The sequence below is a fragment of the Bacillus sp. FSL R12-0074 genome (genome assembly GCF_038005725.1).
Taxonomy (GTDB): domain Bacteria; phylum Bacillota; class Bacilli; order Bacillales; family Bacillaceae_G; genus Bacillus_A; species Bacillus_A mycoides.
This window is the reverse complement of sequence record NZ_JBBOTR010000005.1, coordinates 14,111-36,392: the sequence shown is the minus strand read 5'-3', so window position 1 is coordinate 36,392 and position 22,282 is coordinate 14,111. Positions and strand designations below refer to the sequence as shown.

General features: G+C 35.3%; 19 protein-coding genes. 12 read left to right on the top strand and 7 right to left on the bottom strand.

Features of this window, described 5'->3' with window-relative positions; translation table 11 throughout:
• Nucleotides 1-90: 90 nt before the first annotated feature.
• The 12 genes from NSS97_RS29890 to NSS97_RS29835 all read left to right on the top strand — a co-directional run bounded on the left by NSS97_RS29890 (nt 91) and on the right by NSS97_RS29835 (nt 7,912).
• Nucleotides 91-435 carry a helix-turn-helix domain-containing protein gene (locus NSS97_RS29890; protein WP_341115284.1) on the top strand — a complete coding sequence of 115 codons (345 nt, stop codon included), beginning with the start codon at nt 91-93 and terminating at the stop codon, nt 433-435.
• 197 nt (nt 436-632) lie between these two features.
• Nucleotides 633-1,163 carry a DUF4352 domain-containing protein gene (locus NSS97_RS29885; RefSeq protein ID WP_341115282.1) on the top strand — a complete coding sequence of 177 codons (531 nt, stop codon included), beginning with the start codon at nt 633-635 and terminating at the stop codon, nt 1,161-1,163.
• Nucleotides 1,164-1,178: 15 nt separating this feature from the next.
• Complete coding sequence (locus tag NSS97_RS29880; protein WP_341115280.1) at nt 1,179-1,523, top strand: DUF4064 domain-containing protein; 345 nt, start codon at nt 1,179-1,181, stop codon at nt 1,521-1,523.
• Nucleotides 1,524-1,989: 466 nt separating this feature from the next.
• Complete coding sequence (locus tag NSS97_RS29875) at nt 1,990-3,081, top strand: replication initiator protein A (protein WP_341115278.1); 1,092 nt, start codon at nt 1,990-1,992, stop codon at nt 3,079-3,081.
• Nucleotides 3,082-3,393: 312 nt separating this feature from the next.
• Nucleotides 3,394-4,425, top strand: coding sequence for a ParM/StbA family protein (locus NSS97_RS29870; RefSeq protein WP_341115276.1), 1,032 nt, complete (start codon nt 3,394-3,396; stop codon nt 4,423-4,425).
• A complete protein-coding gene (locus NSS97_RS29865; RefSeq protein ID WP_341115274.1) occupies nt 4,385-4,711 on the top strand; it encodes a peptidylprolyl isomerase in 327 nt (108 codons plus the stop codon). Before NSS97_RS29870 ends, NSS97_RS29865 begins: the two co-directional genes overlap by 41 nt.
• Nucleotides 4,712-4,840: 129 nt before the next feature.
• Nucleotides 4,841-5,221, top strand: a complete 381-nt coding sequence (locus tag NSS97_RS29860) for a hypothetical protein (protein ID WP_341115273.1) — start codon at nt 4,841-4,843, stop codon at nt 5,219-5,221.
• Nucleotides 5,222-5,232: 11 nt separating this feature from the next.
• On the top strand, nt 5,233-5,763 hold the full coding sequence (locus NSS97_RS29855) for a hypothetical protein (RefSeq protein ID WP_341115271.1): 531 nt from the start codon (nt 5,233-5,235) through the stop codon (nt 5,761-5,763).
• A gap of 86 nt (nt 5,764-5,849) precedes the next feature.
• Entirely contained in the window at nt 5,850-6,083 is a 234-nt protein-coding gene (locus tag NSS97_RS29850; RefSeq protein WP_341115270.1) for a helix-turn-helix transcriptional regulator, read from the top strand.
• A gap of 143 nt (nt 6,084-6,226) precedes the next feature.
• Nucleotides 6,227-6,667: a helix-turn-helix domain-containing protein gene (locus NSS97_RS29845; RefSeq protein ID WP_341115268.1), complete on the top strand. Its 441-nt coding sequence runs from the start codon at nt 6,227-6,229 to the stop codon at nt 6,665-6,667.
• Nucleotides 6,668-6,685: 18 nt separating this feature from the next.
• Nucleotides 6,686-7,408 carry a nucleotide excision repair endonuclease gene (locus tag NSS97_RS29840; protein ID WP_341115266.1) on the top strand — a complete coding sequence of 241 codons (723 nt, stop codon included), beginning with the start codon at nt 6,686-6,688 and terminating at the stop codon, nt 7,406-7,408.
• Nucleotides 7,409-7,558: 150 nt separating this feature from the next.
• Nucleotides 7,559-7,912, top strand: coding sequence for a YolD-like family protein (locus NSS97_RS29835; RefSeq protein WP_341115264.1), 354 nt, complete (start codon nt 7,559-7,561; stop codon nt 7,910-7,912).
• 26 nt (nt 7,913-7,938) lie between these two features.
• Here NSS97_RS29835 and NSS97_RS29830 read toward each other — a convergent pair whose 3' ends face one another.
• The 7 genes from NSS97_RS29830 to NSS97_RS29800 form a co-directional block, all read right to left on the bottom strand.
• Nucleotides 7,939-10,026 (bottom strand): right-handed parallel beta-helix repeat-containing protein, encoded by a 2,088-nt coding sequence (locus NSS97_RS29830; protein WP_341115262.1) that lies wholly within the window; start codon nt 10,024-10,026, stop codon nt 7,939-7,941.
• Nucleotides 10,027-10,167: 141 nt separating this feature from the next.
• Complete coding sequence (locus NSS97_RS29825) at nt 10,168-10,935, bottom strand: N-acetylmuramoyl-L-alanine amidase C-terminal domain-containing protein (RefSeq protein ID WP_341115260.1); 768 nt, start codon at nt 10,933-10,935, stop codon at nt 10,168-10,170.
• On the bottom strand, nt 10,935-11,360 hold the full coding sequence (locus tag NSS97_RS29820; protein WP_341115258.1) for a phage holin family protein: 426 nt from the start codon (nt 11,358-11,360) through the stop codon (nt 10,935-10,937). The genes NSS97_RS29825 and NSS97_RS29820 overlap by 1 nt, the downstream gene beginning before the upstream one ends.
• Nucleotides 11,361-11,442: 82 nt before the next feature.
• Entirely contained in the window at nt 11,443-13,215 is a 1,773-nt protein-coding gene (locus tag NSS97_RS29815) for a BppU family phage baseplate upper protein (RefSeq protein WP_341115256.1), read from the bottom strand.
• A gap of 55 nt (nt 13,216-13,270) precedes the next feature.
• Complete coding sequence (locus tag NSS97_RS29810; protein ID WP_341115254.1) at nt 13,271-16,954, bottom strand: phage tail spike protein; 3,684 nt, start codon at nt 16,952-16,954, stop codon at nt 13,271-13,273.
• Entirely contained in the window at nt 16,951-18,408 is a 1,458-nt protein-coding gene (locus NSS97_RS29805) for a distal tail protein Dit (RefSeq protein WP_341115252.1), read from the bottom strand. Before NSS97_RS29805 ends, NSS97_RS29810 begins: the two co-directional genes overlap by 4 nt.
• A 41-nt stretch (nt 18,409-18,449) precedes the next feature.
• Nucleotides 18,450-22,058, bottom strand: a complete 3,609-nt coding sequence (locus NSS97_RS29800; RefSeq protein WP_341115251.1) for a DUF2207 domain-containing protein — start codon at nt 22,056-22,058, stop codon at nt 18,450-18,452.
• Nucleotides 22,059-22,282: the final 224 nt, after the last annotated feature.

The window sequence follows — 22,282 nt, the reverse complement described above, 5'->3', positions numbered from 1 at the left end:
TTCTGAGAATAATAATTAATCATTATACTATATTTGACAATAAATCTATCATTTATAGTATATCGATATTACTATAACTATACTGATAGTATGAAAACTTTAGGTGAAACTTTAAAAAAACTTAGAAAAAGTCGTTCGTTAAGACAAGCAGATTTAGCTCATGATCTAAATCTCAGCAGAAGCCAAATTAACAATTATGAAAATGGATTTTCTGAGCCTGATCTTACGACAATGTTTCGTCTCGCCTCCTATTTCAACGTATCGTTAGACGTGCTTACTGGGCGTACTGACGCTACAGATGATGAAACGCTACATAATACTCTCAATGGTGTTCAAAAAACGTATGGAGCGTTGTCCGAAAGCCAAAGAAAGAATTTTTGTAAACAACTCGACCACTATGTGAAGTTCTTAGGTGAGTGTGATGAGTTGTTGTAACTCGATTGATTTCATTGTAGGGGAAAACTTTTCCATTGAATAGTGGTAAATTTTTACATAATTTGACCATTCTTACCAGTGAGAGCTTATGCTCTCTTTTTTTATTTTCTTTCGACAGAATATAACAAAATAGTTGTAACTGTTTCTGTTATGATGGTTTCGGAAATCTTACATTTTACATAACTGGAGGAAACAAAATGTATAAAAAAATGGGTACAATTGCTTTAACTGGAGCGCTTGCTTTTAGTTTATCTGCATGTGGTGAAACAGAAGTTAAAGAAGTAAGTAAAGACAATACTCCTAAACAAGAGGAAAAAAAGGACAAAAAAGCATCTACCGAAAACAAAGTTTATAAAATCGGGGATACAGTAGAAGTTAATGGTCTACAACTAACTTTCAGTTCTGCTAAATTTGTTGAGCCTAGCGAATACAGTAAACCAGAAAAAGGAAAAGTTCTAGAAATCGCGTTCAATGCTAAGAACAATGGCAAGAAAGATGTATATTTCGGAACTTCTGAATTAAAAATTGCCGATGTTGACGGTAATCAATTCAAAGAATACTTTGGTGGAGGAGATACATTCGTAAACGAAAATATCGCACCAGGTAACCAAATCACTAACAAAATGTTATTTGATGTACCAGAGGGTGATAAATTTACAGGTACATTCAAACCTACATTTACATTTGATGAAAAATCTGTGAAATTCGAATTTGAAATAGCTAAATAAGGAGAAATTAAAAATATGAAACGAACAACTGAATTTGTATTAGGTCTTATCGGTGGTATTTTCGGTATTATTAGTGCATTTATCGCTTTAATGATCGGTGGTATGGGGGCTGCATTTGAAGCTGAAGGTGCAGACAGCATCATTGGTTTAGGATGGGGAGCTGTTGCTTTATCGATTTTAGGAATTGTTGGCTGCGTAGTAGTTAAAAAGAATGCTAAAGTTGGCGGTATCATGATGACAGTCGCTGCTATTGGTGGATTCATCTGTATCTCTATCGTTTACTTATTACCAGGAGTATTATTGTTGATTGGCGGATTAATGGGTATCTTCCGTAAAGATAAAGCTGCTGTATCTGTATAATCTACTTATATTATTAAAATTAAAGTGGTTCAAGTCGGAGGAAGGCACCTTAGGGTGTCTTTTCTTTATACATTAAAAAGCCCACCTATTTCCGTAGGTGGGTTATATGTGATTTTGCACTTGTGCATTATTAAATTATACCAAGAACCTTCAATCCTCGTTAAGCTTCCCGATTTCTCTTCTTTTTTCGTCAATCTTCTGTTAAGATTGGAAATGGATACATAGATTTTTAAACAATTAAATTTATATAAAACTAAAAAACCCCCGGCTCAGTTTTTAGATGGTTCAAGGTTGGTCGCCAGAACACCATTTAAAAACTCCAAAAGCAGAGGTTTTGTAAGTTACGTCATTAAGTTAATACTTTCTATATTGATAGTATCATAACTTTAAAAAAACGTAAATACAAAATCCTCTACTTTCCTATACCCAATTTTAAGCCGGGGTGGAAAATGGAGGATTTTTTATTATGTCTACAAACAAAAGAGAACGACGCATCAACGGCAGAAAAGCAAGTGCAGACCTATACTTCCCTTTACATCAATTCTTATTTTATGAACCTAAATATAGAAAATTAAGCAACAACGCTCGTGTTTTATACTCCATCTTACGTGACAGATATAAACTTTCATTACAAACATCTCAACATGTAGATACATATATAGATAGTGAAGGGGACATATACTGCATTCTCGATAACACTGAACTTAGTTATCTATTAGCAGTATCAGAACCTACAGCGATTAAAGCCAAGAAAGAACTGCATGCTGTTGAATTACTTGATGAAGAGTACGTAAAAGATGAACCTAATAGACTGTACGTATTGGACCCAGAGTTAACAACGGATAACTGGACTTATATGGCCGATCTAGATGAAATACGCAAACAGAAAAAAGAAAAGAAACTTGAACAATCTAAGAAGAGAAAAGAAAAAAAGGTTATTAAAGAAGCTGAAGAAAACCAATCGTCAGTTGGTGACTTAAATAACTTTAGTCACCAGGAAAATGAGGATTCCGTAAAAAGTGGTGACTTAAATAACTTTAGTCACGTGACTAAAGAATCTTTAGAGTATACAAAAGTATTTGTAATACAGACTGATTTTAATATCTTTAGTAAGTATGTAGGTAAGGATATTCCTAATCTCCTTATTGATTTTTATAAAGAATATTTCAAAACAACTAAGTACGCTGAAATCGAACTTACAAAACTTTGTGAAGAGGGAAATTCATTATTAACATTTGAAGCAATTAAACGTGCTATTGATGGAGAACCAGAAAAGCCTATTGCTTACATTAAAGGAACAGTTTCTAAATGGAATGAAGCAAACTGCAAAACATTAGAAGATATACTAAACTACGAAAAAGATCATCATGAACAGAAGAAGAAAAACAGAAAATCTAAATTACCTAGAACACGTACTAATCGAATTGAAGTTGTTCCTGAATGGTTGAAAGAACAAAAAGAAGTAGAAGAATCCGAACAGGAACAGAATAACAGTAAGAATTTAGAAGAAGAACAAAAACGATTGAATGAAGTTTTAAATAAATATAAAAGAGCATAGGTTATTTTCGGATAACCTTTTATAAGTGAAATTTCACATACTGTATCTATTGTGTAAAAGAGATTTTTCAGTATATAGGGGATTTTAACGAATCTTAGGGAGGACAAGTCTATGTCTTCCTGACTTTGCTACATGCGTTTTTATAGATATTGCGAAGCCTTTGCGATGCCCTACGACCTCGCAAACTGACAATCAATGATTAACCAATGAAAAGTTTATCTTTTTTGGTATATTTCATTGAATTGAAACGTAAGTATCTGTTAGAATCAAAAATATCAATGATTAACCATTGGCTTTGAAAGGGGAATGAATATGTTATTAGGAAATCCATATGCGATTGACTTAGGAAATGGCTTTACAAAGCGAGCTTCAAAGAAAAATAAAGACCTAGAAGCAGCTGTTGTTACAGAATTATCGGTGTTAGCACCTGTAGATGACTACTACAATGAAGCTGAATTCACAAAAATCGAATTAACAAACACTGACTTTTCATACTACATAGGGGAGGAAGCAAGAAAATCCAAACTTCCACTTGTTCGCGCGCTTGGAGAGAATAAAGCGAAGCGTTATGAGGACCCAACATTCAAGAAACAGCTATTCGGATTCATTGCGAAAGACTTCAAAAAGAACGTTACGATTCCATTGCTTGTTACTGGTCTTCCTGTATCTCACTTTGGCAACCAACGTGAATCATTACAAAAAGTAGCTATGGAAGAAACAGCTGTTAAGGTAAATGGTGAGTTAATCACAATCAAAGTAAAGCAGTGCTTAGTGATTCCACAACCAGTAGGAACACAGTACTACTTAGTTAAGAAAGAAATCATCAAAAAAGAAGATCGTATTCTAATTATTGATGGTGGATTCGGTACGTTTGACGTGACTGATATGTCTGGTAACGCTGTTATCGATCGCTTAGGAACTGAATTAGGATGTGAGAAAGCGTTCCTTAACATTGAACAAATCGTTCGTGACAACATCGGTGAAACACCTGATTTAAGCGTTTCTAACATGCATTATATCCTTGAGAGTGGTTACAAGTATAATGGTTCTCTGTACGACTTATATACGCACAAAGATGTAGCTGAAAAAGTTGACGCTGAATTACAACGTCATTTTGATGCGGCACTTCGTGAAGTATCTCAAAAGTTCAACTTAGCTGTATACGATAAAATTGTGTGGACTGGTGGAATGGCTGCCCTTCATAAAAAGCGTATCGAAAAGAAAAAAGAGCAATTCCCAACATTTGCGGTTCTAGAAAATGGTCAAGAAGCTAACCTATTAGGATACTACTATTTAGGATGTGATGTCTTTGACAAGCTTACAAAAGAAAAAGCTCCAAATTGAGCTTAACCCTAATAATGATAAAGTCCTTTATAACTTCGTCACTCGATTAGAGGAACAAGGTAAAGGCCAAAAAGGTTACGTAAATAAGCAGATTAAAAAACGATTAGAAATGTACCAAGTACTTGCTGAAGTTGCTGGTGAAGAAGATCCACTTCAATTGGTTAAGAAATTGTTAATCAATATAAACACTCATGGTATACAGAATGATGCAGGAGAAGTTGAAAAACCTACTGATGAAGTTGCTGATAATGCCATGGCATTAATTGATGGTTTCAACGACTGGTAAATAACTATATAAGTAAAACGCAACCCCCTTTCTCTCTTTTCTTGAAATTAGCAGGAACAATAGCACGTTGGAATTATGTCCCTGAGAATACAGAGGGGGAGGAGGTTAATTTCGAAAGGGGAGAGTAGCATGAGTAAAATTAACCCTATGTTCGAAACTCCTAAACAATCTACTACAATAACAAACCTACACCCTCGTAAAACTCGTTCCGATAAAAAGAAAGACGTAAAAATCCCCGTAAATGAAATACAAAGACAATTAATAAGAACCTCAGCAATCCAAAAAAATATAACCACTACACAATATATGTCCAAATTAATCACAGAACATCTCAGAATCGATTATATAAGCGAAATACATGCGTATGAATATAAGGACACTAAAAAGTACATTCATGCGAAATTGGATCAGGAAACGCACTCTAAGCTTGTCCATTTGGCTATTGAATGGGGTGTGTCACAAAGAGCAGCCGCAACACGAATCTTATGCTTTGCATTACGTACAATGTAGGGAGTGACAACATGTATAGCAAATATGATGTGATGACCAAAGAAATACAACTTATGAGCGCTAATAATTGGTGGGAACGAACTAAGATTGAATGGACATTAAAAGAGAAGTACCGATTTGAAGTTAAAATGCTCAAGATCTACTTATTCCGCATGAACATCATAATTGAAGATATGGAAGAGGAAGAGTATGAGTGTAACGCTAGTGATTTAGCTGAAATACTCGTTGAAGACTTTCTCGAACATATAAGGTCCAAGAACAGTATGGATCAGTTATATCAAATCCTAGATAGTAAGAAACACTATACAGATTACGAATTAGAATTTAATGAAAATGATGAACGATATGGAACTATAACAGTAAAGATTGATAGAAGGACATTACGAAGGATTGAAGTGTTTTTCTCTGATATGGCTCATACCTTCCCTATGCATGGATATACGGCCGATAAATTGATTAATATTCTGATGTGCGACTATATGAAGTTCTATGCCGAAGAACCGGGAAAGAAGCTCTCCTTATTGAAACGAAGATTTTCATGATATTTAGAATTCCTATTTTCGGGATGTTTAAAAAATGAAATCTTTGACCACTCTTGTACTAAGAACTTAAAACAGGAGTGATTAAAATGGGATGGCTTATTTCTGGTAAAGGGAGAAAGTCGAAGCTCTCCAATTTTCTGGAGAAAAACAAAATTACTCAACAAGAATTAGCGGAAAGAAGCGGTGTCAGTAAATCTACAATTAGTCGTGTATGTCAAGGGGATAAATTTTCTCCCACTATGAAGAATGCACAAAAAATTATTAAAGCTTTGAAGAAGTTAACAAATAAAGATGTTTATTATGATGATTTTTGGATGTAGCTGACTAATTGCGGTCAGCTTTTTTATATTGTCGAAACTTTGTCGAATGAAAATAGGGAAAATGTATTTACTTGAATACATTTAAATGTTAAATTAGATATAACAATTCGTATTCAATTAAATACAATTTAAGGAGTGAGATTATGAAAGATGCATTAAAGTATGTGTATACATCAAAAGAAGCTGCTGAAATATGGGGATTATCATATCAAACGGTTACGCAATGGTATAGCAGAGGTAAATTCGAGAATAATGAAGCTAAAAAAAGTGGGGGTGCAATTCTAGTGACACATCAAGGGATGGAAAGAGTTGCAGGAGAGATTAATGAAGAAAAGAGACAGAAAAATATTTTAAGACGAGAAATAGTAAGTTCCTTGAAAACAGTGTCAGTATTATTGGATAAATTGGAAGGATTCGAGCAGTATAACTCCGCCAACCTTATTTATGAATGGCATAGAATAAAAGATATCATTAGAAAAGAAGGATTTGGATTTTTATCTTTAAGTGAGACTGAAACAGTTCATAAAGATACTTTATTGTTATTAGATCGTACAAACGAAATAATAACAAAACATCCTATGTAAAGAGGGAGGGAATAGACAATGTTTTCTTTAGTAAATAATTTACCAAAGCCTGATGGGTTATTAAGATTTGGAGAATTAAACCAAGGTATGTTACCTGAAATACCAGGTGTTTACGTTTGGTATGACTACTTAGGCACTTCTTTATATGTAGGAAAAGCAGCTAATTTAAAACGAAGAATAGAAAGTCACTTATATGAGTCGCATAATCAATACTTAAAGAAGGATATTTCTCGTAATCGAATAAGCCATATTGTATATTTCGAATGTGAAACTGAAGAAGATGCAGTTATTTTAGAAAGAGTATTAATAAAAAACTCATCATTCGTAGGAGTATATAATATTCAAATGATTACCGATAAGGATAAAGTAGTTAAGAAAAGATATACTGACTTTAAAAAGAAGTCTAGAAGTGATAAGAAAAAAGATGTAAAGATTCCAATCACTGATGATATGTATAAAAAGATATTAATTGTAAGTAGAAAAGAAGGATTTACTCCAACGCAATTCTCTACTAGGTCTTTTTCAGAGGCATTACTTAATAAATCTGAATTCCCTAATGTAGAATATAATTCAGGGACTGGTACATTTATTCATGTTAAGTTAAATCTAGAAATATATGATATGCTCGTTGAATTATCAGTTTCTTGGAGATGCTCAATAAGAAAAGCAGCACACAAAGTATTTGATTATGCATTAAAAAACGATACCTACGTTAAGGAGTATAGTCATTTGATTCAATGATGACATGAGGCATCGAGATATCTTGATCTGGTGGTTAAAGCTGATGTTTTTTTTGGATGTAGCTTCGTGAAAACGAGGCTATTTTTATACTTTTAAAAGAACGTACGTTCGTGTATAATGAACATAAATTACACGAAGCGGGGGATCATCATGGAAAATCAAAACTGGGGAACGCCGAAGATAAAAGGGCGTGGTATGGTAAAATGGATGCCGTTTGCCAGTATGCCGGAACAATATGAAGGAATTAGAGATATACTTAGTGATTTAAATAAAATACCGAAACCAATTGTGACTGAAGATATGAAGGAACAAATAGAACGTAGTTTGATTCATTCGATGCAAAGTAAAGAAGAAATATCAATTTCTTTTTACCGTGATGGCATGATACAAGACATGTACATAAACGTGCTACACATCGAACCGATGCTAAAAACCGTGTATTGTACGGATGCCTTTGGTTTGAATACTGAATTTAAGTTTAATGAATTAGTGAATATAAACTAAAAAAAAGCTGACTCAAAAGAGCCAGCTTAAATTGTTGGTAAAGTAATGTTCGCAAAAGTATTATTTGAATCGACAAAGTTACGTATGTGATTCTTATTTGCGTAGTATTTTAAGTTCAATGGTGTTGGTCCTGTGTAAATGAACTCATTTCCTTCCAGAACTAATTCATTCGCTGTATTTGCTGAACCAGATGCTAATAGTGAAACAAATGCAGGGTTACTTATCGAAACTCTACAATACTTTGCTTTATAAGATGTGTAAGGTCTGTTCGTATCGGATAAAAACAGGTTATTCTTTGTGTTAATAGTGATATCACAATCATCTAATAGTGTATACGATGCTTGGTTGTCCACATTTGTAATACCAACTTCACAAGTTGTATCTATAAGTTTTGATTTAGTAACCCTAATGTTCATCGGACGACCACTAAATAGGTGATTCCTTAACTCGCAATTAAGAAATTCTGACCTAGTGAACTCGCAAACGTCTATATTTTGAGCATTAGGGTTTTCTGATCTAACTCGTAAATTTTCGAATCTACAATTATCATATCCTTTAACTTTAAACGTCATTTCCCTTTGTGTAGGGATAGATTTAAAGGTACATTTGCTTATTTTATTTGCTTTTATCCACGGTGTAGTAACGGGATTTTCTGTGAAAATAAAATGGTTATTGTCGAATGTGCAATTATCTCCCAAAGCAACGAAGTCAGGGTTTACGTATTGATTGTTAGATAAAGAAACTCTATACGAATCATTAGTTACATTCATATTACCGCCTGTGAAGCTATTACCTTCAATATTCACAAAAGCCGCATTAAAATTAGAAGTCATAAGCCCAATGTTATTTTGACAGTTGTATAAGAAATTATCCTTAATAGTAGCATGGACTAATGAGTAAAGATTAATCGCAATGTAATCAATATTATATATGTGGTTATGCTCTATTAAGACATCATAACACCCAACCAAAATACCATGATAACTACCGTAAATATGATTATCTTTTATGGTACAACTTGCCCCATAAGAGTCTTCCATGTTTATCGAATAGCGAGTTGGATCGTTGAAAATAGGCTTTCCATCCAAAAACCTAACCATCCCTTTACCATTATCACGGATTTTATTGTTTACAATTTTGTTATAGTTACCACCTAGCGTGATTCCACCTCTATGGCCATTAAAAACCTCGCAGTTTTCCACAGTATTATGATGAGGAGTACCACCAAACATGATTGTATATTGCATGTTCTTATTTACATTGTTCTCATTATAAAATTGAAGTCTAAATTTTGTTGCGTTTACAGGAATAGAAATGTCAGTGTAAATTCTTCTCTTTTTCATAACCCCTATGAATTTGTTGTTATTGTCATAAAAAAAGATGTCCAGTTCTTTACTGTTTAAATTGGTTGTTCTAGCGTATCCTGAGCCGGCGATAAGGAAGTAAGTTATCTTAGGTGTTAAGTCTTGAGGTATGTTTAATAATTTTGTTGTGAGTGTATTAGCTGCGGTGGTTGGTTGTCCTGTACTGTAATCTAAAGCACTTAATGTAAGTCCTTGATCAAATTCTCCGTAATCAAATATTGAGTTTGAGCTAAATGAAATATTATCTCCCATGTAGTCGCTAACTTCGCACAAATCAGCCTTACAATATGCAGAACCTCTTTCAAATACGATCCCATATGTGTGTTCCATTGCAACTTCCCTGGAATCTAGGAAACTACGATCAGCTCTACAACCTATGAGTTTTCCGTGATATACGCGAGATTTAAAGGTCTTACTAAAAATAACACTGCGCCCTTTGAAGTTGTAATAATCATTTGTTGTCCTGTTATCAAAAGGTGATTTTCTATTAGAGTCATAGATGACTTTTAATGTTGAATTATTTAAATTTAAATTAACATTTTCTAACATTTTTATTTCGCGTGGATAGCATAAAGCATAAAAACCTTTCGGCAGTCTTGCTTCCGTGTAATCGTTATCCGATGCATATTGTAAAGCAGCATTAATCCCTTGTATATTCTTATCTGCTTGGATATAATCAGCATCTGCATAAGGCTTGCTTGGTATTCCTTTTTTGATTCCAAACTTTTCTAAATCGATAGCATATATCATATTTTCCCCACCTTATTTTAAATTTTTAGATTTTTTATTAGAAAAATAAAAAGAGCATCTTCGTGAAAAGACACTCTTTTGTTTATTCCTACTTCACATATACATAGGTTTCATTTGCGGTTACATAGTATGTTTTGCTATTTATTTAAGATACTCGTACCACCATTTTCTTTCATCCATCCAAGCCGTAATCTTATCAAGTTCACCATTTGGTAATACTTCTGTTTGCAAGTACGCTAAACCAGATAATGGATCAGAAACAACCTGCCCTTTAGTTCCACGTTCGTTCATAGCGTTTACAACTTCCTGGACCAATGAAATGCCAAATCCACCAGATTTAACGTATTGATAACCACCATTACTCACGTTACCACCTCCACCTTGAATAGTTCTACCCACAATAACCTCAGCTACAGCTTTAGCTGCTTTATCAAAGTTTTCACGGTATTTTTGCATATCAACTTCATTATCGATAAAACAGATCTCAGGAAGTAATCCTGTCTTTGTTTTATTAATCCAACCTAATTCAGTAGAAAATTTGATTCCTCGATCTCTCAATCCAAAAGCATCAGCCATCGCCTTTGAAATTTTAGCTGCTAATTCTCTATTCCCATATGAAGGATGCAACCAAACTTCACAGCCTGTACCACCTGGAGAGGCGTTTAAATGAAACTGTAAATCTACATCACTACCTTTCACACGCAAATGATTATCCGCTGCATTACTCCAAACTGCGGTTTTTGTTGTTCCTACTTCATCTGAACAGTTTACATATTTCCATCCTGCTGCTTGTACATATTTAGCAACAGCATCCAAGAAACGTCTGTCCTCCACATGCTCGATTCCAAATTGACTATTTGCCCCTGGTACCTTTTCGTTATGACCGCCTGAACCAGCAAATTCACCCATTACTCAACATCTCCTTTTTTAACTTCTTGTTTTTGTTTACCACCTAAAATCTCAACTGCATTCGTCAATGCTGAAGGTAAAGGGATTCCCATACGTCCAGCATTTTCTAAAAGTGAAAGCAATTCATTACCCATGAAGAAGAAAATAGTTGCTTCACGGATTGCGCTGTTACTTCCCAGAGCTGTATCTAGTTGAGCGGCCGCACCAACTAAAAGAAAAAGCACCACCTTTTTGGCGATGCCTTTAAAACCAACTTTACTTTTCAGTTCCCCGTTATATCCTGCTGCGATCATGCCAGTTAAATAATCAATAACCGCCATTGTAACTAAGATTTTCAATGTCGCATCCCATCCTCCCAAGAAATACCCACAGAAGCCACCAAAAGTGGCAATAAAAGCTTTTAATAACACATCGATTCGATCCACATTCTTTCCTCCTTCGCAAAATAAAAAAGCCTGCTAGTAAGCACACTTTGTTTTGTTATATAAGCCGTATTTTGTTCGTAAATTAATATTCTGGTGTTTCAAATAATTGATTACTCTTCAAAGTTCTTCTTGCATAAGCTACACCTGTACCTACTACTGAAACATCAACATTAGAATCGTAAGATACACACCCATCTAACCACATTTTTCCGTCTTGGGTTTGGAAATTTATATGACTTGAAGTCGTTGTTGATACAGAATTATACGATACACAACCTATATTCCATGCATTAGAACTACCTACATCTACTACATTAGGACCTTTATTTTTAAAATAAATACAATTCACACGAATAATATTACCCGAATCGTGCATAGTTGAACCGTTATTATTATTCTCTGCATTTCCGACCCCGTTTTTATACCCTATACAATCTATTTCAATAGCATTGGGAACGATAGACGTGTACACGTGATAATTAAACCCATCTCGCTGATTTTGAGCGGCGATACAATTCTGTAGAAATACTTGTCTAGCTCCTTTAATCGTCAATCCATTTGCGGATAAATCCCCTTTTGTTCCGTATTTAAATTCACAATTTTTAAAGTATAAATTCATGTTGTCAGTCGCGGATGCGGTTAATGTCTCGAAAGGACTGTCACCACCATAAAACTTAATTCCTTCCATATAGATGCTTTTCGTCCCTTGTACCCATCCATTCCCACCAGTTACATATACTTTTACTGTATTATCCGGTACACGGTCGTCTTTCAATCTTACGTATACAGAAGTTGCATCTGCAAACCATGATCCCGGCGTTGCGCTCACTTCTGCAATACTAGCTTTTTTAATTAGTTCTTTATGATCACCGTACTCGTCTAGGTCTAAACCGTCATACACATTTACTACCGCTGACCTTGCCGTTTTATAGACTTTATCCGTACCTTCTGCTGCCCACACTAAGCCATCTTGATGTGTGCTGAAAATGATATCACCTTTGTATAGAGGTTTAATTACTAATGTACTTGATGCCGGATTTGTTTTAATCCATCCTTTATTTCGGTCATACGTACCTGGCGCCACATAGATAATTCTAGCATCTGCCTGTAGTAGCGCTTTTGAGAAAGATTTAAAAGCCGTTGCTGATGTTAATCCATCGTTAGTATCTACACCATTAACATCAACGTAATAAGCTTTACCAACAGCAGGTACAAACTTTTCAATATCAAATACTGCATTATACCTACCGAATATATCTTTCTTAATCATTATCTGTGGATTCTTCCACGGGAATTTTGCTGGAGGTGGAATGACACCTGGTCTTTCGTCTGTTTTCTTTGCATTTTGTACAGATGCTTCTTTTGCTTCGTTCGCTGTTTTTTCAGATGCGATGAGCGCATCAAAATTTACATCTTTAAGATTCTCATTTGCTTCAATAATCTTCTGAATAACACCAAATTCATTTGTTGATTCAATCGCTTCATCACTCGCAAGCGATTCTTTAACAACAAACACAAATTGTTGCGTATCTATAATTCTGTCATTTTCTGTAATGTGGATTTGAGCAAGTACATTACCTATAGATGTTAAAGTTTGTGTCTTTAATACAATTTGGTACTTACCTTTCAATGTATTAATTGGCTGGCAATCGTCTTGAAATACTCTAGTGCCATCCGATTTTTTAAATGAAATACGGACTGCAGTTGCTTGACCTAAATCTAATTCTTCTCCTTTATTTTTTATATTGATAAGTAATTTTGCTGAATTCTGATCGTTTTGCGAAAAACGAATTGTTGCTGGTGTGGATGTTTCATTTACTAAATCCACGTTGATTTCATAAGTTTTAAATGTCATAAAATCACTCCTTTATACAAAATAAAAAGGACCAGCGTTTGCTGCTCCATCTGTTTTAACTAATTAATTTTTGAACTAACTCTTTTAATGCCGAAACTTCATTTGTAAGTGTTGTTACTTGCTCTTTTAATTGGCTATTTTCTTTCTTTACATTTTCAATTTCTTCTTTTAATTGCTTATTTTCTTCTTTAATCTCGATATATATTTTTTGCGTTGCATCGATATTTAACGCTATAAGATTATATAAACGCACCGCGTTTTTTTCTTCTGATGTAAATACGCTGTCTGTATCTTCTGCAATAAAACCATAATGTAGCGGTATGTCATTTGTTGTATATACTTGATTAGTTCCTACAGCTCTTTCTCTCATTTGATATAGCTTTTCGACATCAACTTTTAAATTGTATTGTTGTATTTTAAGAGACATAATTTTCTCTAAAGAATCAACTTCAATGTCTCTAATATTAGATTTAATTGTTCTGGTACTGCTAGTATCAACAGGACCGTTACAAGTTATTTTATTTGCCTTAATATTCCCACATTCCAACCCTGCTGTTGGTGCACTCCCACCTGACGGGATAAGCTGTAATGAGTTTTGATATCCTTGTACATGTGATCCCCTAATACGGATATATGCCAGGCGTAAGTCAGCGTTGTTGTTATCGTCCTGCAATAATATCTGATTACCGCCAGTCTTCGTTTTGTTCTCAAAAAAGAAAGCACCAGAATTATTCTTAAAAGTATGATTAGTAGATACATCTGAATTAAAGCCCCCATTAGTGGAAGACATCAAAATAGAATTATTTGCTTCTACTGAAAAGAATTTATTCGCATAAAATTGAATATCACCAAGTCCACTTTCACCAGTTGTCCGGAAAGACATGATGTTTTTAGATGAGCTCCTTAATTGACCATCCGTTTGGATATCCATATGACCACCGTCACGGGAAAATAAAATTTGTGAGTTTCTAGCAAATGTATTTGTATTTGCATTGAAAAAAGCAGCCATCCCAATAGTTGCTTGTGCTTTTTCAAATTGTTCAACACCATTTTCTATTGGCGTTATCTGTGTCATAATAAACGAACCATTTATGTCAGACGAGGCATTTCGTCCTAAAATAAATGTAGGTTGTAATGCATTATCTGATGTTCGGTTATAAAAACCCCAATAACCTCTAACTTTGTTTTCGTCAAAAAGACGAATATCTTGTTTGTTTAATTCTACAAATCGTTTCTCTGTGCCACCAGTGGTCTTTAAGGTTACCCCTTCAAATACCTGTCCTTTAATATGTTCAGCTGTGACAAATCCTTTTAATCCTATTCGTTTGGCATCAATGTCAATTGCTTCTGCTGATTGATTGATAGATGAGATTACAGTACCTTTTTGAACTGTATTTTTTATACCGTTTTCTGTAACCTCAATACGTCCTTCCATCGTTTTTACATATGCACCTGTCGCAAATGTACCGTCTACTTCTTTTCTTGTGTATGTTTCTTCTTTTTTCGCACTGATTTCAACACCTTTTTCAGTTGCTGAAACTCTACGTTCTATATCCGTGACCTTTTGGTTATAGTCTGCGGTTGCTACCTTATCAGCCAAATCATCAATGATTTTATCTTTATCGACCATATCATTTGGATTTTCGATAAAAGAACTTGCTTTAGTTCCTTTTTGTAACATCGGATGAGCTACCCACATCGTTCCATTTTGAATAACATATGCTCTGAAACCTACAAGAGCGGCTTCTGGTGGTGCTACCTTTGTAAATTCTTGTCTTGTCCAAGTATCATTTTTTATAGTGAAATCATTGGTACCAGCATTCAACTGGGTACCATCGCTTTTCCAAAACACAGCAACCATACGTAGTTTATTATTTAAGTGTTCGTCTATATTTTTAGTATAAAAATATGCAGAAACAACAACATTTTCACCTGGCGTTACTGGAACTCTATTAGATGTAAAACTATTATAAGCAGGCGCGGTTTCTCCAGTAACGGTCAATTTCATGCTGGATTCACCTAAAAATGTTGTATCTTTGTCTACAACTGCCGGAAATTTAGCTCCTAGTCCCCAATATTTTGTACCCTGGGTAAATCTAGTGTTTCTAATTTCATTAGTTGGTCCGATTCCACCGATATAGTCCTCAACTTGTTTAATATCAACTTTTGCTTCAATCTTTCGTGATGTCTGTTCAATTTTAGTGTTAGCTTCAAATATTTGTTTGCCTTGATCTGTTGTAGTGATAGTTAATTGTTCGACATCACTTGTTAGACCAGTCATTGATGTTTCAAAATTAGCAGTGCGTTCATCAAGATCTTTTACATCTTTTCCATAATCCTTCACCAAGACTTCCCATTCTGTACCATTCCACTTTTTCAATATGCCAGGTTTACCTTGAGAGATATCTAGCCATAAGCTTTTCCCAGGCTCTAATCCTTTAGTCGGAGGATTAACCCCTTCATAAATAGTTGTTTGATAGTCTTTCAGATTTTCTTGTACTTTTTGCGCTAACTCTTTAGCCGCTTGAGATTCTTTCTGAGCGGTTTCGGCTTTTTGATCATTCTCTTTTACTAGTTCTTCTAACTTATCCAATAATTCTTTATTGGCTTTACTGCCCAGTGTAGCTAATATTTTGTTGAACATTTTCCGTAATTCTTCGTTTGTATCCACAATCTCGCGATAATCACCAAACACATATTTATCTTGTATAGGATCCGTAAAAGATTCATCACCAGCAATCGCACGAGCTTCAAGATATAATTTCGGTGTAAATCCAGTATCCTTAATTTTTAATTTATCACCTTCATTAATTAGTTCATGAGCTAGTCCGAATACACGGCCGATAGACTGTGCTTGAACATCATAAGAAACAGATGTATTAATACGTTTCTTATGCTCAGTTTTCATAAGCGTTAGTAATCGTTGTGGTGTTATATCTTGTTCTGTCTCTGGAGTATAGAATCCGAATTTATGTTGACCACGCTCATTCCAACGTTGAAATGCATCGTTATCTACGATGTACAGCAAACCGTTATTAATACTCTCAACTGTAATTATCTTGTCTCCTTCGCCTTTAACGAACCCCATAAGCGCTGTGCAGATATTTTGAGAGTTTTCAATACGTTTGATTCCCATTAAATCTTTACCTAGAGTTACTTCTTTACCTGTTTCTCGTCCTCGTTTCTTAACCATATCTACATAACGACCAACAATTTGCGAACCAACAACTTCAGCACGGTATTGAATTTCTAATTCGAATAAAGAAGCAATCTTTTTCAAGAAACTTAATGGATCAATGAATTCATCAATTGTCATTGAATGGAATCCGGCATATTCTAAATTTCCTTTTTTCCATTTCGTACCTGCAAGAGCTATATCCACCATTTCAATTACTGTCTTACCTTCTAAAATTTGTGGAGGGATAATTCCTGCTTTTGCAAGTTGAATCCATTCACCAGATGCATAAGTAATTACAGATCTATCATTAGAATCTTTTTCAGCTTCAGTAATTACATAAGGAACAATCCGCCCATCCCTTACCTCTTTTAACACTAAGTTCTGCTGCATAAGAGTTGCTGCATGTTCTGTATTATCAAATACTTTAAACTCTAAAGTATCAATGTTATTTTTGATTTCCCAATGTCGCTTATCGTCCCAGTAATCTTTAGATTGAATAGCAGAAACGATTTGTTCTGTTTGAAAATCGACAACATGAAGTGTTCCACTAGGTGTTCTCATCTAAATCTCTCCCTATACATTACCTTTGCTATTCCGACATTTGGAGGCATTATTTCTAGTTTATTTTGACCTTTTTGAATAACTGGATAATCACTAAAAATATCTTTTAGATTTATCGCGCTCTTACCATTTATCGTTACAAGACTTCGTTCTGTATCAATAACTACTTTGTCCCCAACATCAAAAATATAAGGAGGATTACTTTGCGTATTCATATTAACTTTCCATATTTTTAAATCATCGATAGACATTTGTGAACAAAACATATTATTTGAAAACTGAGAAATGCTGATTTGCACTTGGGCGACTTTATTCATATTGACATTATTTTCATCTATCCACACTACAAAGCGTTCTGAGTCATCAATCTCCGTACCTAATATAAATTTAGAAATATATGCTTCCCATCTGTTTCCAGTTCTAGCAAGCCATAAACGACCTCTAAAATTTGTCCAGGTGTCTGGGTGATCTCCATGCTCGTTGATAAAGACTTGCCCACCCGGTTTTTTACTATTCCCAACAGAAGCAAATCCGCTGTTTTGTTCCGCTTCCCATTGAACATCAGACATGGATATACGGGCCACATAATCGCTGTTTTCATCCAACAATCCTATTTCAACCCGCCCCATTTGGTCCCAGTGAAAACTATTAATACCTACATAGGCTTGCATGATAAAGTCCTGCAATGGACCTTGTGGAATGTTCTTCTTTGCTATGCACCCATGCCAACCTTTTACTGTAGGTTCACCTAGATATTCAGCCATAAAACGATATCCGTCTGTTTTAAACTTTCCTCCACCAGTCATATCTTCTGTTTTAGGGACATTTGTCCATCCTACAGTTGTTGACATTTCATCCCACATAACACGTTGATTTCTTTCAATAGGTATTTGATCCGCTTTAAGTGGGTATCCAATACGGAAATAATTCATACCATTCCATACATCAAAAAATGTGGAAGGCTTCTCTACTTCAACTTCTATAATTGCATTAGATTCCACACTTCCTTTGTTTTGTACGTTTGCTATTAGACCTCGACCATCATTCAGAAAATCAACTGTTTGTATCTGACCTAGTTTATAAGGCATTGGGCAAATAAATTTAAGCATTCCTTTACCCAGAGTGACGAATTCATCTGGATCAAACCCTTCGTCCACAACAGCTAGATATGTTCTGTTTGGTTCTACATCAAAAATAAGCTCCACTGGTTGTTCTGTAATTAACCAAGCTGCTATTTCTTCTTTTAATAGTTCTAAGTCGCCACCATCAGGAACTATAATTCCTACAGGAATCGAAAGAACACGGATGTCAGTTTGTGTGTTTAATAATCTTGCCCCTGGATAACCTGGAACACTTAGAAAATTCCTTTTCAACGGTGCCCATGTAGGTCTTTTCCATCCTTTTTCAATTTGAATAAAATCTTTACGTTGATTGTTAAATGTAAAAGAACTCATGTTAACACCTCTTTTCTTTATAAAATAAAAGAAACCCAAACCTAAAAGGCTGAGTTTCTTGCTGTTTCTCTATCTTGATACTCGGTTGTATATCGATAAGTACCACGTGCCACATCTCGTCCTTCTAAAGTAACAGGAACTTCAATTACTAAATCGCCACCTTGTGTTGGCATCGCTCCGCCACCAGATGATCCAGACGAGTAATTAAACACTTGATTTGATACACCGCTTGTCATTGCTTGTTTGCTGTTTGACATACTTCCATACACACCACTCATAACAGTTTTTAATCCTGATAACTGGCTCATAGAACTATCCATCATACGACTCATATCACTCATTAATTGACTCATAGATCCAGTCGTGCCAACCATAGTCGCAGCAATACCTGCACCAATATCTCCAAGTGTCTTTTTATTTAGGGGAAGCACTGCTTCTCGTCCTGCTTCTCCAGCGCCTTGCAAGTTACCGCTATTCATTCCGAATATTGTAGGTTTAGTGAAGATACCACCTTTAGCACGCCAATCAATATTGAGTCCAGATGGGAACGTAATATCTTTTCCTAAAACGTTTTTCGTACTAGTTTGTAAGCTAAAGTGTGGAAGAGGTGGCATTTCGGGCTTTGGAATTTTTAATTTCAAGTCACTAAAAAATCCCTTAATCTTCCCAATAAATTTTTCTATGCTGTCAACAGCATCTTTTATTGGGTCAATAATAAACCGCTTTGCCGCTTCAAATTTTTCTTGCGCTGCATTTTTTACAGCGTCAAATTTCTCTTTGGCAGAGTTATATAACTCAGTAAATTTTTGTTTCGCTTGATTATACGTTTCAGTGACTGGATCAATCACATATTTCTTCACCGAATTCCAAGCTGTGAGTGTATAAGATTTTATAGTTTCCCAATTACTTAATATCCAATTTGCTAAATCTCCAAGCTTTTGCTTGGTTGTATTCCACAAGTCTTGAACAGGTTGAATAACATATTGTTTGACCAAATTCCAAGCCGCAAGAGTATATGATTTAGCAAGTTCCCATTTTGAATTTAACCAAGATATCAAATCACCAAATTTTTCTTTTACAAAGTTCCAAGTATCTAGGACGGGTTGAATGATATATTGTTTAAATAAAGACCAACCAATTTGTGCCGCTAACTTCGCAATTTCCCATTGTTGACTTAGCCAGTTAACTAATTCGCCAATTTTTCCACTTACCCAATCATAAGCTTCTTGAATTGGTTGAATAATATATTGACTGATTGCCGCCCAAGCAATTTGCACTCCAGCTTGAATAAGTAACCAACCTGCTTCTAAAACTGTTGAAATCAATGAAATGATGGGATCTAAAAAAGTAACAATCGCATTCCAAGTATCTTGCCAAGCTTGCGTTAGCATCCCCCATAATTCGGATGCTGTTGTCACTAAAGAAGTCCACCAAGAGGAAGCCGTTTCAACAATTCCAGACCATAAGCTGCTAAAGAATTCACCTATTGGGTCAAAGAAACTATGCATCATTTCTGTGAATGAAGCCCAGGCCCCCGAAAAGAATTCGACTATGGAATTCCATGTATCACTACATATCTGACCTATACCTGTCCATAAATCACTAAAAAATTGACCAATGGGATCAAAAAATGCATGCATTGTTTCTAAAAATGAAGCCCAAACTTCACTAGATGATTGAACGATACCGTCCCAAAGTTCTATCAAATATTCCTTAATAGAATTCCAGGTTTCTATTGTCCAAGTTTTAATAGATTCCCAGTTTTGATAAATGGCTACACCTAAAGCGACTAAAGCGGCTATGATAATCGGCACAATGGCAACTATGCCAGCCGCTACAGCCGCACCAACCCCAAATATACTCATTACTGTTACAACTATAGGCGCAAGTGCCATAATCGCACCTGAAATTATACCAATCGCTACTGCAACACTAGCTAATGTAGCCGCTAAAGTTGGATTATTAGATATCCATTCAGCAAATTTAGAAATAAGATCAGCTACAACACTAAGTACTGGTTGGAGAGCAACTTGTAAATCTTGCATAGCCTTTTGAAACTTTATAGCTGGATTCGCATCCATTTTCTTTATGGAGTCATTCAATTGATCTTGGTTATTTTTGAAATCGACCGTTTTTTCTTTTGCACCTAGCAATGTATTAATTATGTTTTGGCCTTGGTCTTCGTACATTGTACCGAATAGCTTTACCCCTAATTCGTTTCTCTTTGTTTCATTTTCAACTTGTGATAATGCTAGAGCAATATCAGTCATAGCGGCTGATCCTTCTTTACCGCCATTAGCTACAGCTTTACCCCATTTTTCAACTTGATCTGCTGAAATATTAGTACCTTCAAGAGCTTGTTTCATAGCTTTATCGACACCTTGACCAAACTCAGCGGCTTTAATACGCCCCTCTTTCAAACCATCTAAGAGATTATCAATGTTCCAAGTACCTGTTTCGACCCCAGCCGCCATAATCGCTTGTACTTCTTCAGCACTATATCCTGCTCGTGTAAGCTGCCCACCATATTCAGCAATAATGTCTAATTGCTCAGGTGGAAATCCCATTTTTAATAAGGCGTTTGTTAATCCAAGGGCTCCTTCTTGTGAAATACCTAGTTCATTACCAATTTCATTTGTTTCTTGTATTAATTCAGTAAAATCAATACCTTCATATGATTGTGCAATTGCGGCTGCTCCCTTTACGATTGCTGCATTCGCTTCATCACTAACATTTTTATTCAACGCCCACTGCCTGCGCACACCTTCTAAAGATGCTTCAGCATCCACACCGTAAGCAGTTATCCCTCTAACAGCTTCTTCAACTGACTTTTTTGAAGACTCTGGAACATCGAAAGTGATATCGATTTTCGTTTTTAACTTTGACATATCCAACGCTTGTTCAATCGTTCCGGCAATACCACCACCGGCTACCATAGCGCCAAGAACGTTTTCTAAACCGATATCTAATTCTTTAAATTCTCTTTCTGTCCTTTGGGCTTCTTGCTGTAAATCTCGTAATTCGTTTCGTACTTGTTGAATCGAATTTCCATCATCCACAGATCGTAACGCTCTCTGTAATTTCTCAATATCAGCTTCTGTTCCTAGTGCTTCTCGGCCGATAATTCCAATCGCTTGCTCTAACTGGCGACTTGTAGCCGTTCCACTTTTAATTGCATTCACAAGACGATTTCCTAACGCTCCTGCAAAATCATCAACACTTTTTCCTGTAGCCCTAAATAATGTTTCTAATTGTCTAGTTGAACTTGCTACATTTTCTTGCTCGGCTTTCATGCTTCCTAATTTATTTTTAAGACCATTAAGTGACCCTTCTGTAAATTCAATTTCACGCCTAAACGCTCGATATTGTTCTTCAGAAATTTTACCGTTTTGAAATTGTGCTTGTACTTGTTGTTCAGCAGCCTTTAACTTATCTAGTTTTTCAGTTGTATTTTCAATTTGTTGTGTTAATAATTTTTGCTTTTGCGCTAATGCTTCCACATTACCTGGATCAAATTTCAAAAGGCGTTCTACATCTTTTAATTCTTTTGTTAGATCATTGCTGCGTTTATTAACATCTTTTAAGGCGTTTTGTAAACCAACGGTATTACCGCCAATCTCAACCGTAATTCCTTTAATTCTTCCTGACATATTTTCACCTCATTTCTTAGAAAGAATCGTAATCTTTTTGATTCGCTTTTCTTACTTTTTCTTTATCTGGATTTTCCATTTCAGCAAATTCAGCAATATAATCAAAGCAATCACCGATTGTCATATCTTCTAAATCCCAACGTGTTAATTTCGATTTATAACAAAGAGCAAGGAACGTATCGGTTGTTAACTCTTCATCACCGAAAGTCCCTTGCTCTCCATTA

What these genes read in the sequence shown, in the direction of transcription:
- NSS97_RS29890 (WP_341115284.1), top strand. Translation starts at nt 91, where the DNA reads ATGAAAACTTTAGGTGAAACTTTAAAAAAACTTAGAAAAAGTCGTTCG.
- NSS97_RS29885 (WP_341115282.1), top strand. Translation starts at nt 633, where the DNA reads ATGTATAAAAAAATGGGTACAATTGCTTTAACTGGAGCGCTTGCTTTT.
- NSS97_RS29880 (WP_341115280.1), top strand. Translation starts at nt 1,179, where the DNA reads ATGAAACGAACAACTGAATTTGTATTAGGTCTTATCGGTGGTATTTTC.
- NSS97_RS29875 (WP_341115278.1), top strand. Translation starts at nt 1,990, where the DNA reads ATGTCTACAAACAAAAGAGAACGACGCATCAACGGCAGAAAAGCAAGT.
- NSS97_RS29870 (WP_341115276.1), top strand. Translation starts at nt 3,394, where the DNA reads ATGTTATTAGGAAATCCATATGCGATTGACTTAGGAAATGGCTTTACA.
- NSS97_RS29865 (WP_341115274.1), top strand. Translation starts at nt 4,385, where the DNA reads ATGTCTTTGACAAGCTTACAAAAGAAAAAGCTCCAAATTGAGCTTAAC.
- NSS97_RS29860 (WP_341115273.1), top strand. Translation starts at nt 4,841, where the DNA reads ATGAGTAAAATTAACCCTATGTTCGAAACTCCTAAACAATCTACTACA.
- NSS97_RS29855 (WP_341115271.1), top strand. Translation starts at nt 5,233, where the DNA reads ATGTATAGCAAATATGATGTGATGACCAAAGAAATACAACTTATGAGC.
- NSS97_RS29850 (WP_341115270.1), top strand. Translation starts at nt 5,850, where the DNA reads ATGGGATGGCTTATTTCTGGTAAAGGGAGAAAGTCGAAGCTCTCCAAT.
- NSS97_RS29845 (WP_341115268.1), top strand. Translation starts at nt 6,227, where the DNA reads ATGAAAGATGCATTAAAGTATGTGTATACATCAAAAGAAGCTGCTGAA.
- NSS97_RS29840 (WP_341115266.1), top strand. Translation starts at nt 6,686, where the DNA reads ATGTTTTCTTTAGTAAATAATTTACCAAAGCCTGATGGGTTATTAAGA.
- NSS97_RS29835 (WP_341115264.1), top strand. Translation starts at nt 7,559, where the DNA reads ATGGAAAATCAAAACTGGGGAACGCCGAAGATAAAAGGGCGTGGTATG.
- NSS97_RS29830 (WP_341115262.1), bottom strand. Translation starts at nt 10,026, where the DNA reads ATGATATATGCTATCGATTTAGAAAAGTTTGGAATCAAAAAAGGAATA.
- NSS97_RS29825 (WP_341115260.1), bottom strand. Translation starts at nt 10,935, where the DNA reads ATGGGTGAATTTGCTGGTTCAGGCGGTCATAACGAAAAGGTACCAGGG.
- NSS97_RS29815 (WP_341115256.1), bottom strand. Translation starts at nt 13,215, where the DNA reads ATGACATTTAAAACTTATGAAATCAACGTGGATTTAGTAAATGAAACA.
- NSS97_RS29810 (WP_341115254.1), bottom strand. Translation starts at nt 16,954, where the DNA reads ATGAGAACACCTAGTGGAACACTTCATGTTGTCGATTTTCAAACAGAA.
- NSS97_RS29805 (WP_341115252.1), bottom strand. Translation starts at nt 18,408, where the DNA reads ATGAGTTCTTTTACATTTAACAATCAACGTAAAGATTTTATTCAAATT.
- NSS97_RS29800 (WP_341115251.1), bottom strand. Translation starts at nt 22,058, where the DNA reads ATGTCAGGAAGAATTAAAGGAATTACGGTTGAGATTGGCGGTAATACC.